At 45.5% G+C, this 16,907-nt stretch carries 15 protein-coding genes and 1 tRNA gene; all 16 read left to right on the plus strand.

What is annotated here, in order from left to right:
- The first annotated feature begins 20 nt into the window (after positions 1-20).
- The 16 genes from P2W83_RS11035 to P2W83_RS11110 all read left to right on the plus strand — a co-directional run bounded on the left by P2W83_RS11035 (position 21) and on the right by P2W83_RS11110 (position 16,905).
- Positions 21-1,643: a hypothetical protein gene (locus P2W83_RS11035; RefSeq protein WP_276133792.1), complete on the plus strand. Its 1,623-nt coding sequence runs from the start codon at positions 21-23 to the stop codon at positions 1,641-1,643.
- Positions 1,644-1,726: 83 nt separating this feature from the next.
- Positions 1,727-1,797 (plus strand) — tRNA-Cys (locus P2W83_RS11040).
- Between the two features lie 214 nt (positions 1,798-2,011).
- Positions 2,012-4,438, plus strand: a complete 2,427-nt coding sequence (locus P2W83_RS11045) for a GumC family protein (RefSeq protein WP_276133793.1) — start codon at positions 2,012-2,014, stop codon at positions 4,436-4,438.
- A gap of 21 nt (positions 4,439-4,459) precedes the next feature.
- Entirely contained in the window at positions 4,460-5,338 is an 879-nt protein-coding gene (locus tag P2W83_RS11050; RefSeq protein WP_276133794.1) for an ABC transporter permease, read from the plus strand.
- A 151-nt stretch (positions 5,339-5,489) separates the two neighbouring features.
- Positions 5,490-6,776 (plus strand): ABC transporter ATP-binding protein, encoded by a 1,287-nt coding sequence (locus P2W83_RS11055; RefSeq protein WP_276133795.1) that lies wholly within the window; start codon positions 5,490-5,492, stop codon positions 6,774-6,776.
- 193 nt (positions 6,777-6,969) lie between these two features.
- Entirely contained in the window at positions 6,970-8,250 is a 1,281-nt protein-coding gene (locus P2W83_RS11060; protein WP_276133796.1) for an ABC transporter ATP-binding protein, read from the plus strand.
- Positions 8,251-8,343: 93 nt separating this feature from the next.
- Positions 8,344-9,408, plus strand: coding sequence for an acyltransferase family protein (locus tag P2W83_RS11065; RefSeq protein WP_276133797.1), 1,065 nt, complete (start codon positions 8,344-8,346; stop codon positions 9,406-9,408).
- Positions 9,409-9,414: 6 nt separating this feature from the next.
- Positions 9,415-10,044, plus strand: coding sequence for a PI-PLC domain-containing protein (locus P2W83_RS11070; protein WP_276133798.1), 630 nt, complete (start codon positions 9,415-9,417; stop codon positions 10,042-10,044).
- Between the two features lie 3 nt (positions 10,045-10,047).
- Positions 10,048-10,674 carry an HAD family hydrolase gene (locus P2W83_RS11075; protein WP_276133799.1) on the plus strand — a complete coding sequence of 209 codons (627 nt, stop codon included), beginning with the start codon at positions 10,048-10,050 and terminating at the stop codon, positions 10,672-10,674.
- Positions 10,667-11,395, plus strand: coding sequence for a glycosyltransferase family 2 protein (locus tag P2W83_RS11080; protein WP_276133800.1), 729 nt, complete (start codon positions 10,667-10,669; stop codon positions 11,393-11,395). Before P2W83_RS11075 ends, P2W83_RS11080 begins: the two co-directional genes overlap by 8 nt.
- Positions 11,395-11,718, plus strand: coding sequence for a cupin domain-containing protein (locus P2W83_RS11085; protein WP_276133801.1), 324 nt, complete (start codon positions 11,395-11,397; stop codon positions 11,716-11,718). Before P2W83_RS11080 ends, P2W83_RS11085 begins: the two co-directional genes overlap by 1 nt.
- Complete coding sequence (locus P2W83_RS11090; protein ID WP_276133802.1) at positions 11,715-12,452, plus strand: glycosyltransferase family 2 protein; 738 nt, start codon at positions 11,715-11,717, stop codon at positions 12,450-12,452. The genes P2W83_RS11085 and P2W83_RS11090 overlap by 4 nt, the downstream gene beginning before the upstream one ends.
- Positions 12,442-13,401, plus strand: a complete 960-nt coding sequence (locus P2W83_RS11095; protein ID WP_276133803.1) for a WavE lipopolysaccharide synthesis family protein — start codon at positions 12,442-12,444, stop codon at positions 13,399-13,401. The genes P2W83_RS11090 and P2W83_RS11095 overlap by 11 nt, the downstream gene beginning before the upstream one ends.
- Positions 13,402-13,415: 14 nt before the next feature.
- The gene (locus tag P2W83_RS11100) at positions 13,416-14,690 is read left to right on the plus strand and encodes a glycosyltransferase (RefSeq protein WP_276133804.1); all 1,275 of its coding nucleotides are present in this window, start codon (positions 13,416-13,418) and stop codon (positions 14,688-14,690) included.
- A gap of 62 nt (positions 14,691-14,752) precedes the next feature.
- Complete coding sequence (locus tag P2W83_RS11105) at positions 14,753-15,889, plus strand: glycosyltransferase WbsX family protein (RefSeq protein ID WP_276133805.1); 1,137 nt, start codon at positions 14,753-14,755, stop codon at positions 15,887-15,889.
- Positions 15,886-16,905: a glycosyltransferase gene (locus tag P2W83_RS11110; protein ID WP_276133806.1), complete on the plus strand. Its 1,020-nt coding sequence runs from the start codon at positions 15,886-15,888 to the stop codon at positions 16,903-16,905. The genes P2W83_RS11105 and P2W83_RS11110 overlap by 4 nt, the downstream gene beginning before the upstream one ends.
- Positions 16,906-16,907 lie beyond the last annotated feature (2 nt).

The following is a 16,907-nucleotide window of genomic DNA, read 5'->3' on the forward strand; positions in this document are numbered from 1 at the left end:
TGTTTTAAAACGGCAGTACCATGTTCTATCACCAGAATGCACGAACAATATTCGTATGCGCTTTTTTTGTGCTGTTCGCATACATGATCACCGGTATCGTATGCATGCCGTTGGTGCAGTCGGACGCAATAGCGGGATTTTTATCGCTGAATAATGCCTTGCTGGGCAAGGGCGCGAATTACTATTACCAGATCGACCCTTCGGGGATGATGCATAAACGGTTCTACGCCTGGCATGCGCCGGGGCAGTACCTGGTACCTTATATATTGGGCAAGCCATTTAATAATATTGGGTATGGCGTGCTCCTCACAGAGTACACCGCATTGATGGCGGGAAGCGTTCTGTACATCCGGCTCCTGCGAAAGTTCCATATTCCCGATGTCGTAATTGCGCTGAGCATGCTGCTGATATTTGTGCAGCGGTTTTTTCATGGCGTGCTGCTGGTGTACAAAACCGCCGATGTATGGGTGTTTTTCCTGGTGCCGGCTTTGTTGTTGTCGTTAATAAATTATCACCGGCAGCAAAATGGAAGGATGGGGTGGTGGGGATATATATTGGCTATGGTATTGGTGCACTCACTGGGGATGTTTGTCAAGAACAGCTATGTGGTGTTTGCTGCGTTTGCCGTGATATTCTTTTTTGTGGCAGAAGTGTGGCGGCAGGCCGATTCGCGCCAGTTCAGTCCGAAGAAGGTAGTATACCATGCAGTGCCTGGGGTAGTCTTCAGCTTGCTGCTGGGTGTGGCCTATGTCAGTTTTTATTCGCGCGGCGATACGCCGATGATACCGTTGCAGGTGGCTGCGCCTCCGGGACTGCGCGAGGCCAATCTCCTTTTGTATCCCATCATCACGGTGTTGAATTCGCCGTTTAGTTTCAACGCGCTTATGTACAGGCTACCTGCTGTTACGATGAACGAATTGTACGCCGGAGCTTTCTCGGCAAAAGCACTGGCAATAGGTGTGCTGATGGTGTGCCCCGTGTTGCTGGTGTTCTATAAGGTGTGGCGTGACCAACAGTTTTCGCGCGAATGGAAAATGCTGGGGTTCGCGATCTTGTTGTTCTATTGCGCTGCATGGGGATGGTTTACCTACACACACGCCGACATATCGAACGAGGAACGGCTGATCCTGCCCGCGGTAATGGTAGTGACACCCATGCTGGTGTGCCAGGGCTTGAGAAACCCACTCGGCGGTTGGATTGTAGGTGGGTACTTCGTCCTGTCCTTTATTTTTTCAGGTACAGCATTGTATTCACTGAAAAAGCAATATGACACAGCTTCGGTGGTAGAACGTGGGGAAGTCTTCAACCATTTCCTGGTGAGCCAGCGAAATGGCTCCGGGAAGGAGCACATCCAACTGAAGGGAATAATTGCCGGAGACAGAAGCAAAGCCTTGCTGGTGGTGCGGACAGCTGAGGACTTTTTCAGAACGGGGCTCAGCATGCCGGCAGTGGCCAGCGGGTACAATCATTACCACGAGGTGGAGGAGATAGCCCGGAATAATCGCCATTTTTACGTTGCCGAAGGATACCGGCGGGTTTATTTCCTGGTGCCGGCAAAGCAGTTTATCCCCAAAATGTCGCGCAGCCTGCGGGTCATCGACACAAAAATGCGCTCGTATAAACTGCTGTGTTACGATCTCTAAGGCGTTTTTAGGGTAAACACAACCGAATTACTAACAAGCTATTGCACGGAAGTGTTTTTTTACTACTTTTGCAATCCCCTCAAGGTCGCGTGGCCGAGTGGCTAGGCACAGGTCTGCAAAACCTTCTACAGCGGTTCGAATCCGCTCGCGACCTCGGTTATATTTTCAACGACACCCGGCACCTGCCGGGTGTCTGCATTTAACGCTGGGCTTGTTCTTGTTGGCATTTTAAATTTATATAACCAATTGTGATATTCTCGCATTTTACGCTAATTTTGAGAGCGATTAAGACCCCTGATTTCAAGTCGCCAATTGATAATTGGAGCATTGTCTTAATATATACTTTTTATATTACAGAAAGCTAGTAGATGGAAGACAATTTATCCGGAAAACCGTTCGAGAAACACGAAACTGCAGACAACTCAATCACCATCAAATGGTTCTTCTCTACGCTGTTAGGAGTATGGCCATGGTTCTTGATCAGCATCATTGTTTCATTATCAGTAGGTCAGTTGTACCTGCGCTATACCACGCCGATATACAGCACAGGTGCTGAGATCATTCTTGGAACCGGGGGCAGCAAATCTGATGCGATAGCGCTGGAGGGTCTTGGTAGCCTGACCAGTACCAACAACAAGGTGTCGATGGACAACGAGCTGAGGTTAATGCGCAGCAAGACCATGATGAAAAAAGTGGTGACGGAGCTTAACCTCAACGTTCGTTACCTGATCTCGGGCAGGTTGAAAACAGCTGAATTGTATAGCGACAGGCCGTTCAACTTCCGTGTGCTGCTTCCTGAGCCGGATTCACTAGCCAGTTATTTTAACTGCACTGTTGAATTTGCGGGTAAAGACCACTATATCCTGTCTGATGCCGGGAAACAAACAAAGCACAGGTTTGGAGATACAATAGTTTGCTCGGTAGGAAAGGTGCTGGTAACGTCAACAGGACGCCCGATCATCAACCCTTCTGAAAAATACCAGGTACTGGTTACACCGATTGAGGATGCAGCTGCCAAACATGTTGGAGGACTTAGCGTGGTGATCCCATCTAAGACCTCGAGCGCGATGACGATAAATGTGGTTGATGAAATAGCGCAGCGGGGTTCTGACGTTGTCAACAAGCTTATCGAAGTATATATCAAAGAAAATGTCAACGACAAAAACCGTGTTGCCAACAACACCATAGCCTTTATTGAAGACCGCCTGAGAGATGTAAGTAGTGACCTTAGCGGCATTGAAGGCGAGATCGAAGGTTTTAAGAAAAGCAACGAGCTGATCAACATCAGCAGCGAGGCAGAATACCTGTTCAGTTCATCAACTGCAAAAGAAGAGAAGATTCAGGAAAAATACATTGAGCTGGAGATACTGAAAGGTGTAGAGAAGAACATAAATGAGCGTAAAGAAATGCCGGGCAGCACCGTAGTAAGCGATCCGTCTGTTATGACCTTCCTCGACAGGTTGAATAGCCTTGAGCTGGAAAGGACAAAACTGCTGCAAACAACTACAGAAAGCAACCCTGCTGCAAAAGCGCTGAATAACCAGATAGAAAGCGCACGTGCCAGCGTAATGAGCAGCATCTTGGCTAAGAAGAAACTGTTAGAACTGACGGTTAGTGAATACGAAAGGCAACGTGGCCAGCTTGGCTACCAGATCAAAGGTGTGCCGGGTAAAGAGCGTGTTTTTCTTGAATACTCGCGCCAACAGACCATTAAGCAGGACCTTTACCTTTTCCTGTTGAAAAAGAGGGAAGAAACGGCGATCACCAAATCAACCAATGTAGCAAGTGCAAGGGTTATCGACCCAGCCAGACCATCGGGTTGGCCAATATCACCAAACAGGTCAAAGATCATGTCGATCTCGTTCTTCTGCGGCTTGTTGATACCGGGCTTGTTGCTATACATGAGGCGTATTACCAACACAAGGATCATCAGCAAAGTAGACATAGCAAAGCAAACGCATGCTCCGTTGCTTGGTGAGATAGGCCACTACGACGAGAACCAGACGGTAGCTGTTAAAGCCAATAGCCGCAGCCCGCTTGCTGAGCAATTCAGGGTGATGCGTACCAACCTGCAATTCCTGCTGACAGATAAGAATGATAAGGTGATACTGCTGACATCGACCATGAGCGGTGAGGGTAAATCTTTCATCGCCGTAAATCTGGCGAGCACATTTGCGATCTCGGGTAAGAAGGTGGTGTTGATGGAAATGGATTTGCGTAAGCCAAAAATATCCAGCAACCTGGGTCTTGATAACAGCGTCGGTTTTTCGAGCTACATTATCGGCAAGGCTAGCCTTGATGATATTATCAAGCCCACTGAAGTTTCGGAAAACCTGTTTGTATTGCCTTCAGGTCCGATACCGCCAAACCCTGCAGAGCTGATCCTGATGGCGAAAACGGATGAGCTGTTTAAGGAACTGCGTGAACGATTTGATTATATAGTGATCGATACAGCGCCTCTGGGCCTGGTAACCGATGCTCAACTTCTTGGTAGATATGCTGACGCTTCTCTTTACGTAGTGCGCCAGGCTTATACCTTCAAACACCAGATACAGATACCACACGAGGCATACACTCAAAACAAGCTTCCGAAGATGTCGCTGGTTGTGAACGACGTGAAGATGAATCTTGGCTTCCTGTATGGCTACGGTTATGGCTATGGCTATGGTTATGGTTACGGCTACGGTTATGGCTACGGCAATGGTTACGGCTACGGAGTGTACGGCAACGGATATTTCCAGGAAGAGAAGAAGGTTTCCGGAATTGCGAAAGTGCTTCAGAAAATAAAACGCTAACCACCTAGAAAAACTGTTATCATGTTACCCCAACAGGAAGCCGTCCGCATACCGGATGCTGAAATAGAATGGGACCAGGTCATCTCAGGCAGCAAGCCGACATTTAGCATAAACTTTGCTGAAATATGGCGGTATAGGGATCTGCTGGTGTTATTCGTGAGGCGTGATGTGGTCACCGTCTACAAACAAACCGTACTTGGGCCGGCCTGGTTTTTTGTCCAGCCGGTACTTACCTCTCTGATCTTTGCGTTTGTATTTGGCAACCTCGCTGGCATATCAACCGGTGGTGTACCTCAGCTATTATTTTACTTGTGTGGCATTACGATCTGGAACTTTTTTTCAGATACGCTGAACTCTACCTCCCGAACGTTTACTGACAACGCCGGAATCTTCGGTAAGGTATATTTTCCGCGCATGATCCTTCCGCTGTCGAAGGCGATCTCCGGTTTCTTCAAATTTTTGATACAGTTTGCGTTTTTCCTGGTTGTCTGGGCATACTATGTATTTGTCGAGAAATCTGTGAGTCCTAACAGCTGGATGCTGATCGCGCCGTTCCTGGTCGTGTTGATGGCGCTGATAGGCCTTGCCCTCGGTATCATCATTACGTCTATGACAACGAAGTACAGGGATCTTGTATTCCTGGTAGGGTTCGGTGTGCAACTGCTTATGTATGCCTCGCCGGTCATCTACCCGGTGGCATCGCTGCCTGAGAAATACCAGTCGCTAATGTGGTTCAACCCACTGACCTCGATATTTGAAACTTTCAAGTATGCCTTCCTTGGCAACGGGATCCTCTCTATCCAGGGGTTGGTATATAGTACTGTTTGCGGTATCGTGTTGTTTGTGTGTGGTATATTTGTTTTCAACAAGGTGGAACACACGTTTGTTGATACAGTCTAAATTGCAATTAGTTCCGGCTTCTAAAAGCCGATACAAGGGATCAGGGAGAGAACAAAGGATCCAAACAATCGTCAAATTGTCTGATGTGAGTGGCAAGGCGAAGCCGTGCCCATAGTTGCTGTAATAATTCCTTAAACACTATTTTTTCGCCATGAGTAACGTAGTGATTAAAGTTGAACATCTTGCAAAGCAATACCGTTTAGGTGCCATAGGACACGGTTATCTGAGAGACGATGTCGCCAGGTACCTGGCGAAGCTGAGAGGGAAGGAAGATCCCTTTTCGAAAATAGCTGAAGTGAACGATAGGTCCACCAAAGGGAACAGCGACTATGTGTGGGCAATAAAGGATATCAGTTTTGAACTGAGGCAGGGAGAGGTGCTGGGCATAGTAGGTAAAAATGGCTCAGGCAAAAGCACCCTGCTGAAAATACTTTCAAAGGTCACAAAGCCCACCCGCGGAAACATAAAAATGAAAGGACGGGTAGCATCGCTGTTGGAGGTAGGTACCGGATTTAACCCGGATCTTACGGGCAGAGAGAATATCTTTCTCAATGGCGCCATACTCGGTATGTCTACAGCAGAGATCAAGGCCAAGTTTGATGAGATAGTAGACTTTTCGGGAGTGGAAAGATATATCGATACCCCGGTGAAGCGCTATAGCAGCGGTATGTATGTACGCCTGGCGTTTGCAGTGGCTGCGTTTCTTGAACCTGAGATACTGATCATTGACGAGGTGCTGGCTGTTGGCGATGTGGAGTTTCAGCGGAAGTGCCTGGGGAAGATGAAAGATGTAAGCAATAAGGAAGGCAGAACTGTTTTGTTTGTGAGCCACAATATGGGAGCAATAAAGGGTTTGTGCAAGTCCGGGCTATATCTTAAAAATGGCATGACTGAAAGAATGGGTGAGATAAATGAGGTGATCGATTATTTCCTGCAGAAGGATGGCGGCAGTTTTAATGACGTTGGTTGCCCGGTACGAGAGTTTGACGACAATGCTACGATTCCCATCCAGCTTAAAAAAGTATGGCTTACCGATATGTCGGGCAGAACCAGGAGCGACTTTGATGTGTTTGACCAGGTAATATGCAACGTAGAATATAAAGTAAGAGAAAAGGTGATGGGGGTGACGCCTATCATCAATGTGAACAGGGATGGACATGAACTGTTCAGATCGTTTGCATGTGACCTGGATGAAAATATCCTGGAAGGCCAGGAACCTGACGTTTACAGGTATTCAGTTAAGCTTCCTCTTCCGTTGAAGAAAGGTTTTTACCAGGTGAGTTTAGGGCTTGGCAAACTTCGCGTAAGAGATATTGACTTTGCTGATGACGCTTTGTCGTTTTTTGTGGATGAGTTGTCATTTGACCCAACAAACAAATCGTACACAGCAAACAGACCCGGAGTGGTACCTGCTCTTTTAAAATGGGAAAAAGTATGAATACAGTGACATTCATACATTTTCAATGGTACGCCCTGGTTTGAATTTTTCTACAAGAAATTTTCGGTTGACAGTCCTTTCGATGAGGAATACACCGATACAGCCTCATGGGGCTTACAATTGCCTTATGTGATTGACAAGGGCGAAGCCGTGCCCAAAGAGGCGCAAAAAATCTTAAATAACGTTTCCAGAAATGAGTAAAGTGGTCATTAAAGTAGAAGATCTATCCAAACAGTATAGATTGGGCAGTGTTGGTACTGGCTATTTGAAAGACGACATAAGCAGATACTGGTCGAAGCTGAGAGGCAAAGACGATCCCTTTTTAAAGATCGGTGAAGCAAATGACCGCACCACGAGAGGAGATAGTGAATACGTGTGGGCGATCAAAAATGTGAACTTTGATGTAAACCAGGGAGAAGTACTTGGTGTTGTAGGTCGCAATGGTGCTGGCAAAAGCACATTGCTCAAATTGCTGTCGAGGGTCACGAAGCCAACAAGTGGTAGCATTAAGATCAAAGGTCGTATTGCATCGCTGCTGGAAGTGGGTACGGGATTTCATCCGGACCTGACTGGTCGCGAGAACATTTTTTTGAATGGTGCCATACTTGGTATGACCAAGGCGGAAATAGCAGCGAAGTTTGACGAGATAGTTGCTTTTGCTGGTGTTGAACGGTATATAGATACTCCTGTTAAAAGATACAGCAGTGGCATGTATGTGCGGCTGGCTTTTGCAGTAGCGGCCCACTTGCAACCAGAGATATTGATCGTGGACGAAGTGCTGGCGGTAGGTGATGCTGAATTTCAGAAGAAGTGCATCGGAAAGATGCGCGATGTAAGCCATAACGAAGGCAGAACTGTAATATTTGTAAGCCATAACATGCAGGCGGTTTCTAACCTTTGCGATAGGTGCTTGCTTATAGAGCAGGGATCGGTGGCAGCGACAGGAAGGCCCGACGAGATCATCACCCGTTACCTGGCTGCCGGGGGAGAGATGACTGAATTCACGGAGTGGCAAGGAAATGAAGGCGATGAAAATGGCGCTTTGCTGGCCACGTGGGTACGTAGCCTCGCAAACGATGGTGTTTTTGACACATCGTCAGAATTCGAAGTAGGCGTAAAAGTGCAATTGCATAGAGATATTGAAGGGCTGATACTTGGCTTTTGGATATACTCACAGGAAGACTCGGCGCCTCTTGCATATATTCTTTACGATGATGCCGAAGATGGAGTGCCGCCGCTAGTAAAAAGTGGTGTTTTTGAAAAGCGCTTTATCGTTCCGGCAAACTTGTTGTCTTTCGGGAATTACAAGATCAAGTTTGATTTCGGTATTCACAATATTAAAGCAATTGGAAGGGAAGGAACCGGCTCGTTGTCGTTGAGAATGCACAACTACAAAGGAGGGGGAAGACGTTTTAATGTTGGTGAACACAGACACTATTCAGGTCTGTTCAGACCGATGGTGAAGGTTGTGTAGAGTGCAACTTAAGTGAACATAATAAAGTTGCTTACTCAATCAATATACGTGGCTCCATGGTAATAGAAGTTTTACAAACCCTGATATTTTTGCATGTCTAAGATTGTTTCCATACAATTACTTAGAGCAGTTGCCTGTGTTTTGGTGTTACTGATTCACTTATCATTGTTTGTTCCCAATACGTTATTTGGCGGGGCGATCGGGGTGGATTTGTTCTTCTTAATCTCTGGATATATTATCGCGTCGTCTATCGACAATATGAGACAAAAGGACAGAGCGCTCAATTTTGCTGTTAACCGCTTTAGTCGCGTCGTTCCTTATTACTATTTGATGACGGTTGTATTAGTTGCAGCTGCATATTTCTTTACCGGTGCTTTTGATCGGAACAAGTTCATTTTGTCCTTACTATTCTATCCGCAGTCTGGTGATCCGTCAATTATGCCCGGCTGGTCTTTAAATCATGAAATATTTTTCTACCTGTTCATGACGTTGATGCTGGTAGTACAAAGGGGTAAAGTGAACCACTGGTTAAATATTGGCGCTTTCACTTTACTTGTAGCTACAGCCGCAACATTGCCTGTTGACAATTACTTTGTGTCTTTTGTTGGCACTTCTATAAATATCACTTTCGCGATTGGTTATGTTATTTACTTACTTCGGGATAGGATAGTGCCTCGCTTTGCCAGTAATGGGCTTCTGTTAATAAGTGTTGTTTTATTCCTGGCTACCATTATGTTCTCTTTAGATTTTAATCAGAACTATCAGGATGCTTATAAAAGGGAATCAATTTTCTTTTTCGGATTTTTGGTTCCTATACCAAGGGTGTTAGGTTGGGGAATACCGTCAGCTTTTCTGTTTCTAACAATTTTGGCAAAAGAAAACGCCTTAACCAAACCCAATAGATTGGTAATGAAGATTGGGGACGCATCATACACTGTTTACCTTATTCAAGGGCTTATGATGCTTTTATTGTCGCTCATTCAACCTGTTTCCGTGTGGTTATTGGTGGTGACACTTTTCGCCACACTTGGCGCTTCGGTTTTGTTATATGGGCTGGAAAGTAACGTCGCGAAATTTAGTAAAAGGGTATTGAGTTGGGGGCTTGTCAAACAGCCCAAAATAGTTGGAAGCTCAAGCAACGCGCTTGAGGTGAAATAAAAACACATGGAGATAATAAGCCACAGAGGATATTGGAAGACCACGGAAGAGAAAAATTCCGTAGCTGCGTTCGAGCGCTCTTTCAGTCTTGGTTTTGGTACCGAGACCGATGTACGTGATTATCGCGGCGAGCTGGTAATATCTCATGATATAGCAACAGCCGATTGTATCAGCCTGGTTGACTTCATGAATATTTATCAGCAAAGCGGTTGTAAGGGCCGGCTGGCGCTAAATATCAAAGCCGATGGTTTGCAGAAAGATCTCTTACGCATATTGAATAGCTATGCGGGCACTAGCCATTTCGTGTTCGATATGTCGGTGCCGGATACTATAGGCTATCTTACCAATAGCATTCCTGTATTCAGCAGGCATAGCGAGTACGAACCACATCCGCCATTTTACGAAAAATGTCATGGCGTGTGGCTCGATGCCTTTGTGGACACGTGGTATTCGACCGACGTGATCAAAGCCCACATAGAAAGCGGTAAAGAGGTGGCTATAGTATCGCCCGAACTGCATAAGCGGGAGCATGCAGGATTGTGGGAGCTGCTTAAACAAAACAATATCGCCAACCTGGACGGGGTGATCTTATGCACCGACCTGCCGGAGGAGGCACAACAATTTTTCTTCGCATAGATTATGGCAATCAAGGCTATTATATTCGATATGGATGGCGTGCTGATAGACGCCAGGGAGTGGCACTATGAATCGCTCAACAAAGCATTGGGTCTTTTTGGTGCAGAGATAAGCAGGTATGATCACCTGGTAACCTTTGATGGGCTACCCACCAAGAAGAAGCTGGAGATGCTGAGCCTTGAAGGTGGTTTTCCCGTAAAACTGCACCAGTTTGTGAACGACCTGAAACAGCAGTACACACTCGAGATCATTTATGCTAAATGCAAACCCGTATTTCAGCACCAGTTCGCTTTGTCGAAGCTAAAGTCTGAAGGTTATAAGCTTGCGGTTTGTTCTAATTCTGTGAGGAAGACGGTAGAGATCATGATGGAAAAATCGGGATTGTCGCCGTACCTGGAGTTTTACCTGTCGAACCAGGACGTAACCAAAGGCAAGCCCGATCCCGAAATGTACATAAACGCCATCAACAAACTGGGCCTGAAACCTGAAGAATGCCTGATAGTAGAGGATAATGAGAATGGCGTGAAAGCTGCTCTCGCCTCGGGCGCGCAGCTGTTGAAGGTTGAGCACACAGGCGATGTTCATTATTACAATATCAAGAGACGCATAAACGAAGTTGAAAATGCTTAAGATAATTGTTCCCCTGGCGGGATCGTCGGAGCAGTTTGCGAACGCGGGATATATGTATCCCAAGCCTTTGATCGAGATCACAGGTAAACCGATGATCCAACTGGTGATCGAGTATGCTGCCATCAGCGTGCCGCACCAGTTCATATTCATCATCAAGGAAGAAGATTCGCTGCGTTACCACCTCGACAATACGCTGAGGCTGTTGTCGCCCGGTTGCGATATCGTAAAGCTGAAAAAGAATACCAAAGGCGGGCTGTGCAGCGTGCTGATGGGTATAGACAAGATAAGTGCAGATGACAGCATCGTTGTCATTAACGGCGACCAGGTATTCAGCGAAGACTTCAATTCCATATATGACTACTGGGCCGAAAACGGCGCAGATGCAGGCGTGGTGACCTTTAAGTCGGTACACCCGCGCTGGTCGTACGCGCGTATAGAAGAAGGTATGGTAGTACAGACAGCCGAGAAAAACCCGATCAGCAACCACGCAATTGCCGGGTATTACTTCTTTGCCAGGGCCGAGCAGTTCTTTGAGTGTGCCTACCAGGCCATATTGAACGATGTGCAGCACGAAGGCAGCTACTATATATCGCCGGTGATGAACGAGTATGTGCTGCGCAACAAACGCGTGCTGAACTACGCGATAGAAACCGACAAGTACTATTCGTTTTACGCTCCGCACCTGATGCAGGAGTTTGAAAAACAAGCAAGCCTGATATAATGGAGCACTACAAGCTTGACGATATGTTCAAAGGATGGTTCATCGGCAATTTTGAACCCACCTTGCAAAGCACGAATGACGTAGAAGTAGGAGTGAAGAAATACAAGGCCGGCGATGCTGAAGGTTTTCATCATCATAAAATAGCTACTGAATTTACCGTGATACTGAATGGCGAAGTAGAAATGAGCGGTAAACGTTTTACAGACGGTGACATCATTAAAATAACTCCCGGTACATCTACCGACTTTAAGGCGATAACAGATGTGACCACTGTGGTGGTAAAAATACCGGGCGCCAATAACGATAAATACATAGACCAATGATCAACATCGTGATACCAATGGCCGGCGAAGGCAGCCGCTTTGTGAAAGCAGGCTTTGCCAAACCGAAACCTTTTATTGATGTAGAGGGAAAGCCGATGATAGCGCGCGTAATGGAGAACCTGAATTGCAGGGATGCACGTTATATCCTCATCGGCCGCAAACAACACCTGGAGCAGGAAGCAGAACTGGTAGCTGAAATATCAGAGCGCTACAATGCGACCTTCATAGGTATTGACAAGTTAACAGAGGGAACAGCCTGCACTGTGCTTTTTGCCCGTGAACACATCAATAACGAGGCGCCGCTGCTGATCGCTAATTCAGACCAGCTGGTAGATTGCTCTATCCAGCAGTTTGTGGATGATTGCCTGGATAAGAAGCTGGATGGTTCTATTCTCACGTTCCGCGATCCGGAGCTGAACCCTAAATGGTCGTTCGCAAGGCTGAATGAAAATGAGCTGGTGGTTGAAGTGCAGGAGAAAAAAGCTATCTCTGAATTTGCTACGGTAGGCATATACCTGTTCTCAAAAGGTTCTACGTTTATGAACGCCGCGGTAGACATGATCATCAACAACGACCGTGTAAATAATGAGTTCTATACCTGCCCGGTATATAACTATGCCATTAAGAACGGTCAGCAAATAGGTATTCACAATATCAACTTTGAACAGATGCATGGTTTAGGTACTCCAGAAGACCTGAAGCTGTATCAGGAAATATCTCAAAATGCTATCTAGTGATTTTTCGGTAGTTATTCAAGGTCCTGTGATCGGTAAGCCCGGCGAGCCCGAGGTAAACCAGAGAACGAAGCAGGCCATTGAAAGTGTGAAGAAGGTGCTGCCCGAAGCTGAAATAATCATTTCAACCTGGGAAGGAACCGATGTGAGCCACCTGGACTACGACAAGGTGGTATTCAATGCGGATCCCGGCGCGATCACGTACAACGATCATGAACTGAAAAATGTTTATAACAATAACAACAGGCAGATCGTATCGACGTACAACGGCCTGAAGCAGGCAACGCGCAAATATGCGATGAAGCTGCGCGGCGATTGCACCCTGTTGCATTCGGGGTTTATGGTCTTCCTTAATGGATTCCTGATCAAGTCGAGGTATAGCTTTTTTAAGCACCGGATATTGGTTCCAACTATCTATTCGCGCAACCCGCGGAAGGTACCGCTGCTATACCATGTGAGCGATATCTTCCAGGTAGGGTTTACAGAGGACATGCTGGACCTGTGGAATATACCGTTGCAGCCAGAGCCTGAAACTACAAGGGCATATAGCTACGATACTCGTTTTTACACGGACCCGTTCCGCTTCAACGGATATAAGATGCGGTATGCCGCAGAGCAGTATATCTGGAATGCGTTTACTAAAAAGAAGGGGCTGAACCTGGATCTTGCCTATTATTCGCAAGTGCCGATAAGTAAGATCTACAAGGCTGAATTTTCGATCGTCAGCAATTTTATTATCGCTACCCCAGACCAGATAGGCTTGCAGTTATCAGGAACGAAGGTTGATGATATAACCAGGTGGGAACTGTACACTTTTGAAGAATGGAACCAGCTGTACGTGAAATACTGTGTTGAGCCAACCAGCTTATTGAAAAAGCTTAGGCTTCATGTATGGTACCGTATGGTGGTAACGTATGAAGTTGTAAAGAAGTCGATCAAATTTACTTAGCAGGCAAAGTACCGATGAAGAAAAAGGTATTGATCATAACATTGAGTTTCCCGTATCCGCTGACACATGGTGGTGCGATTGCTCAATACTATTTCCTGGAAGGATTACGTGACCAATTTGATTTTTCCATTTGTACGATTGTTAATACGCAAGAGGAATTAGAAAGTATAGAACGTTTTAAGCGAGATCTTCCCGGTGTTAAGGTTTTCTATGTTAATAACATCCCCGTTAGGCCTCCTGTAGTTAAAGCAAGTTTCAAGGTTCGCGCGGCGCGGGCTGTATATGGACAATACCAGAAATGGAAAAGCCGTGGACAGCAGGTAGAAAAGGCTAGTAGTAAAGCAGGCATGATCCATGATGATTTTCTGCTGCCGGGGATGATCAATATCTCTTACGTTTTTCCGTCTGCCTTTGTTGATCTGATACACCAGGTGATAGAAACAGAGGGTATAGAATATGTACAATCTGAACTCTATGAGTCTTTAAGTGCATTAAAAGCGCTACCGGAAGGCGTAAAGAAAATTTTCGTGCACCATGAGCTGCGGTACAAAAGGCTCGAGACATCGCAGGGTAGCAGCAGCTTATCCAGGGGATTTACCAACTACGTTATAGAGAATATAAGAACCTTCGAGATCAATTCATTGAAAAGCCTTGATAAGGTTGTAGTGTTTAATTCGAAAGACCAGGAAGAGCTGGCAACACATCTCGATAATGTGGTGTTAAGTCCTTTTGGTGTTCCGGGTAGCCTGATATTTAAAAAGGCTGTAAGCAATAAATTCGACCGGTTTATTTTCATTGGTAAGGAAGCACATACTCCCAATGCCGATGGCCTGTTTTGGTTTTTGGATACGATCTATGTGCCTAGCGCGGGAAAAATAGATTTTCCGATTTATATCATTGGCGAATGGTCTGAAGCTACTATTGCTAAATATGCAGCTTGCGGGAAAATTAATTTTACCGGTAAGGTGGACGTTTTAGACGACTATTACGAAAACTCAATAATGCTTGTGCCCATTCTTGCAGGCAGCGGTTTGAGAACTAAAATACTGCATGCATTTGCTAATAAAATGCCCGTTTTTTCTACCGCTCTTGGTGGCGAGGACCTTATCGGCCACGCAGAAGACCATATGGAGCTGTTTGCTTCGGAGGCGGACTTTATGCAATTGTATCATGAGTATTGCGGTCATAATGAAAAAATTACGGAGCTGGCGCTGAAGGGGTATGCATACTTTGAAAAGCGATTTGACAGTAGCCGCCTGATCGGAATGAGAAGAGAAGTATACGACTGATCATCAGCAGGAATACCAGCTGAATATTTCTACACTAACTCAACAAGAGCAAAATATAGTTAATGAGCCTAAGGCCAATAGCAATACACCTTCCCCAGTACCATCCCGTACCTGAAAATGACGAGTGGTGGGGAAAAGGTTTTACAGAGTGGACGAATGTTACCAAAGCCAAACCTCTGTTTGACGGACATTATCAGCCACAGCTTCCAGCTGATCTTGGCTTTTATGACCTGAGATTGCCGGAAGTGCGTGAAGCACAGGCAAGGATGGCTGCTGAATATGGTATCTATGGGTTTTGCTATTACCATTATTGGTTCAATGGCCGCCGTATTCTTGAACGTCCGGTTCAGGAAATATTCGAATCAGGCAAGCCGGATTTTCCCTTTATGTTATGTTGGGCAAACGAAAACTGGACGAGGATATGGGATGGCGGTGACAACGAAATATTGTTGCAACAACACTATTCGCAGGAAGATGACATTCAACATATACGTTCTCTTATTCCATACTTTAAAGACGACCGATATATTAAAGTAGATGGAAAGCCTGTATTTGCTATTTACAAATCACCCCAACTACCCGATGTTAAAAGAACCATAGCTACCTGGAGAGAAGAAGCACGTAAAGAGGGGCTTGAGCTGTACTTGTGCAGGTTCGAAAGTTTTACGTGGGTTGGTGAAAAATATGTGAAAGAAAGCGGTTTTGATGCCGGTATAGATTTTCAACCATTCGGTATTGGTAACGTTAATGAGTTTAGGGAACAGAGAAATAAGAACAGGAAAAAGAATATTACTGCGGAACTTAAAAGAAAGGCAAAACTGGCAGTTTTGAAGGAGGTTGATAAGGATGCTTATAAGAGAATGATGGAGAAAGATTATTACCTCATCGACTATGAGCAGTATGTAGATTACTTAACGAGCAAACCTTTTCCTGATTATAATTGGTTTCCCGGTATAACACCAGGTTGGGATAACTCTTCCCGCAGAAAGGTTCCCGGCCTCGTCCTGCATAATTCTACGCCCGGGCTTTATGGCAAATGGCTCAAGCATATTAAGGACAATTATAAGCCTAAGTCTGAACAGGAAAACTTTGTATTCGTTAACGCCTGGAACGAATGGGCAGAAGGCAACCACCTGGAGCCTTGCCAGAAATGGGGGCGGTCTTATCTGGAAGAGACAAAAAAGGTTTTGGCCCAATGAGTACGCTCGCAATAGTCATACCGGCGTTTAAAGAAACGTATTTTGATAAGGCGCTCAATTCGCTTGCGAACCAAACCTTAAAAAACTTTACCGTTTATATCGGGAATGACAACAGTCCATATGATCTCGATTCGATCGTCGCGAAATACGTCGGCCGGATGGATATTGTCTATAAGAGGTTTGATAACAACATCGGGTCGAAGGATATAGTACAACAATGGGAACGGTGTATTGCACTCACTCGGGAAGAGCCGTGGTTATGGCTGTTTTCGGATGATGATATTGCGGACTCAAATTGTGTGGAGGCTTTTTTTGCACTGCTGGAGTCTGGCTCTCCATTCGACGTGTGCAGATTCAATACTAGTGTAATAGACGGACAGGGCAAATTTGCATGGGCTACACCTGTGGGCCCCAATTATGAAAGCTCGGAAGAAATGGCCTATCATCTGCTTCTTTCAAAAAGGGGCAATTCAATGCCTGATCATATCTTTTCAAGAAGTGTCTACAATTCGTCCGGTGGTTTTGTTCATACACCATACGCCGCCGGTGCAGACTGGGCGACTTCTATGTTGTTTTCGAGGAATAAAGGAATTTATATAATACCAGGAGCATCTATTAGCTGGCGAAATAGTGGATTGAATATCACATCGGCTTCGTCGGCCAAAAAGACGATGATAGAAGGGTATTTTGTTTTTCTTGATTGGGTATTGACGCATTTCGGGTACCTCAAATCAGAGCAGAGTAAAATATCCTACGAAGACATAAGGAAAGCGTCGCTCATCAGTTTGTCCAATATCATTCAGAGCCTATATAACGGTATTCCTCCGCAAAGCTACAGGCCACTGCATGCTTTTTTTAGCAAGCACTACGGGTTCAACAAATTTCAGACTGGAGCGTACGTGTTTGGAGTTTATACAAAGTTGCTACAAAAGAAGATCAATAAAAATTTCGAGTCTGCATATGGAGTAGCTATGCGATATGGCTCAAAAATAAAACGTTCGTTGGTTCAATCTTAATA

The organism is Polluticoccus soli (assembly GCF_029269745.1).
Classification (GTDB): domain Bacteria; phylum Bacteroidota; class Bacteroidia; order Chitinophagales; family Chitinophagaceae; genus Polluticoccus; species Polluticoccus soli.

What these genes read in the sequence shown, in the direction of transcription:
- P2W83_RS11035 (WP_276133792.1), top strand. Translation starts at nt 21, where the DNA reads ATGTTCTATCACCAGAATGCACGAACAATATTCGTATGCGCTTTTTTT.
- P2W83_RS11045 (WP_276133793.1), top strand. Translation starts at nt 2,012, where the DNA reads ATGGAAGACAATTTATCCGGAAAACCGTTCGAGAAACACGAAACTGCA.
- P2W83_RS11050 (WP_276133794.1), top strand. Translation starts at nt 4,460, where the DNA reads ATGTTACCCCAACAGGAAGCCGTCCGCATACCGGATGCTGAAATAGAA.
- P2W83_RS11055 (WP_276133795.1), top strand. Translation starts at nt 5,490, where the DNA reads ATGAGTAACGTAGTGATTAAAGTTGAACATCTTGCAAAGCAATACCGT.
- P2W83_RS11060 (WP_276133796.1), top strand. Translation starts at nt 6,970, where the DNA reads ATGAGTAAAGTGGTCATTAAAGTAGAAGATCTATCCAAACAGTATAGA.
- P2W83_RS11065 (WP_276133797.1), top strand. Translation starts at nt 8,344, where the DNA reads ATGTCTAAGATTGTTTCCATACAATTACTTAGAGCAGTTGCCTGTGTT.
- P2W83_RS11070 (WP_276133798.1), top strand. Translation starts at nt 9,415, where the DNA reads ATGGAGATAATAAGCCACAGAGGATATTGGAAGACCACGGAAGAGAAA.
- P2W83_RS11075 (WP_276133799.1), top strand. Translation starts at nt 10,048, where the DNA reads ATGGCAATCAAGGCTATTATATTCGATATGGATGGCGTGCTGATAGAC.
- P2W83_RS11080 (WP_276133800.1), top strand. Translation starts at nt 10,667, where the DNA reads ATGCTTAAGATAATTGTTCCCCTGGCGGGATCGTCGGAGCAGTTTGCG.
- P2W83_RS11085 (WP_276133801.1), top strand. Translation starts at nt 11,395, where the DNA reads ATGGAGCACTACAAGCTTGACGATATGTTCAAAGGATGGTTCATCGGC.
- P2W83_RS11090 (WP_276133802.1), top strand. Translation starts at nt 11,715, where the DNA reads ATGATCAACATCGTGATACCAATGGCCGGCGAAGGCAGCCGCTTTGTG.
- P2W83_RS11095 (WP_276133803.1), top strand. Translation starts at nt 12,442, where the DNA reads ATGCTATCTAGTGATTTTTCGGTAGTTATTCAAGGTCCTGTGATCGGT.
- P2W83_RS11100 (WP_276133804.1), top strand. Translation starts at nt 13,416, where the DNA reads ATGAAGAAAAAGGTATTGATCATAACATTGAGTTTCCCGTATCCGCTG.
- P2W83_RS11105 (WP_276133805.1), top strand. Translation starts at nt 14,753, where the DNA reads ATGAGCCTAAGGCCAATAGCAATACACCTTCCCCAGTACCATCCCGTA.
- P2W83_RS11110 (WP_276133806.1), top strand. Translation starts at nt 15,886, where the DNA reads ATGAGTACGCTCGCAATAGTCATACCGGCGTTTAAAGAAACGTATTTT.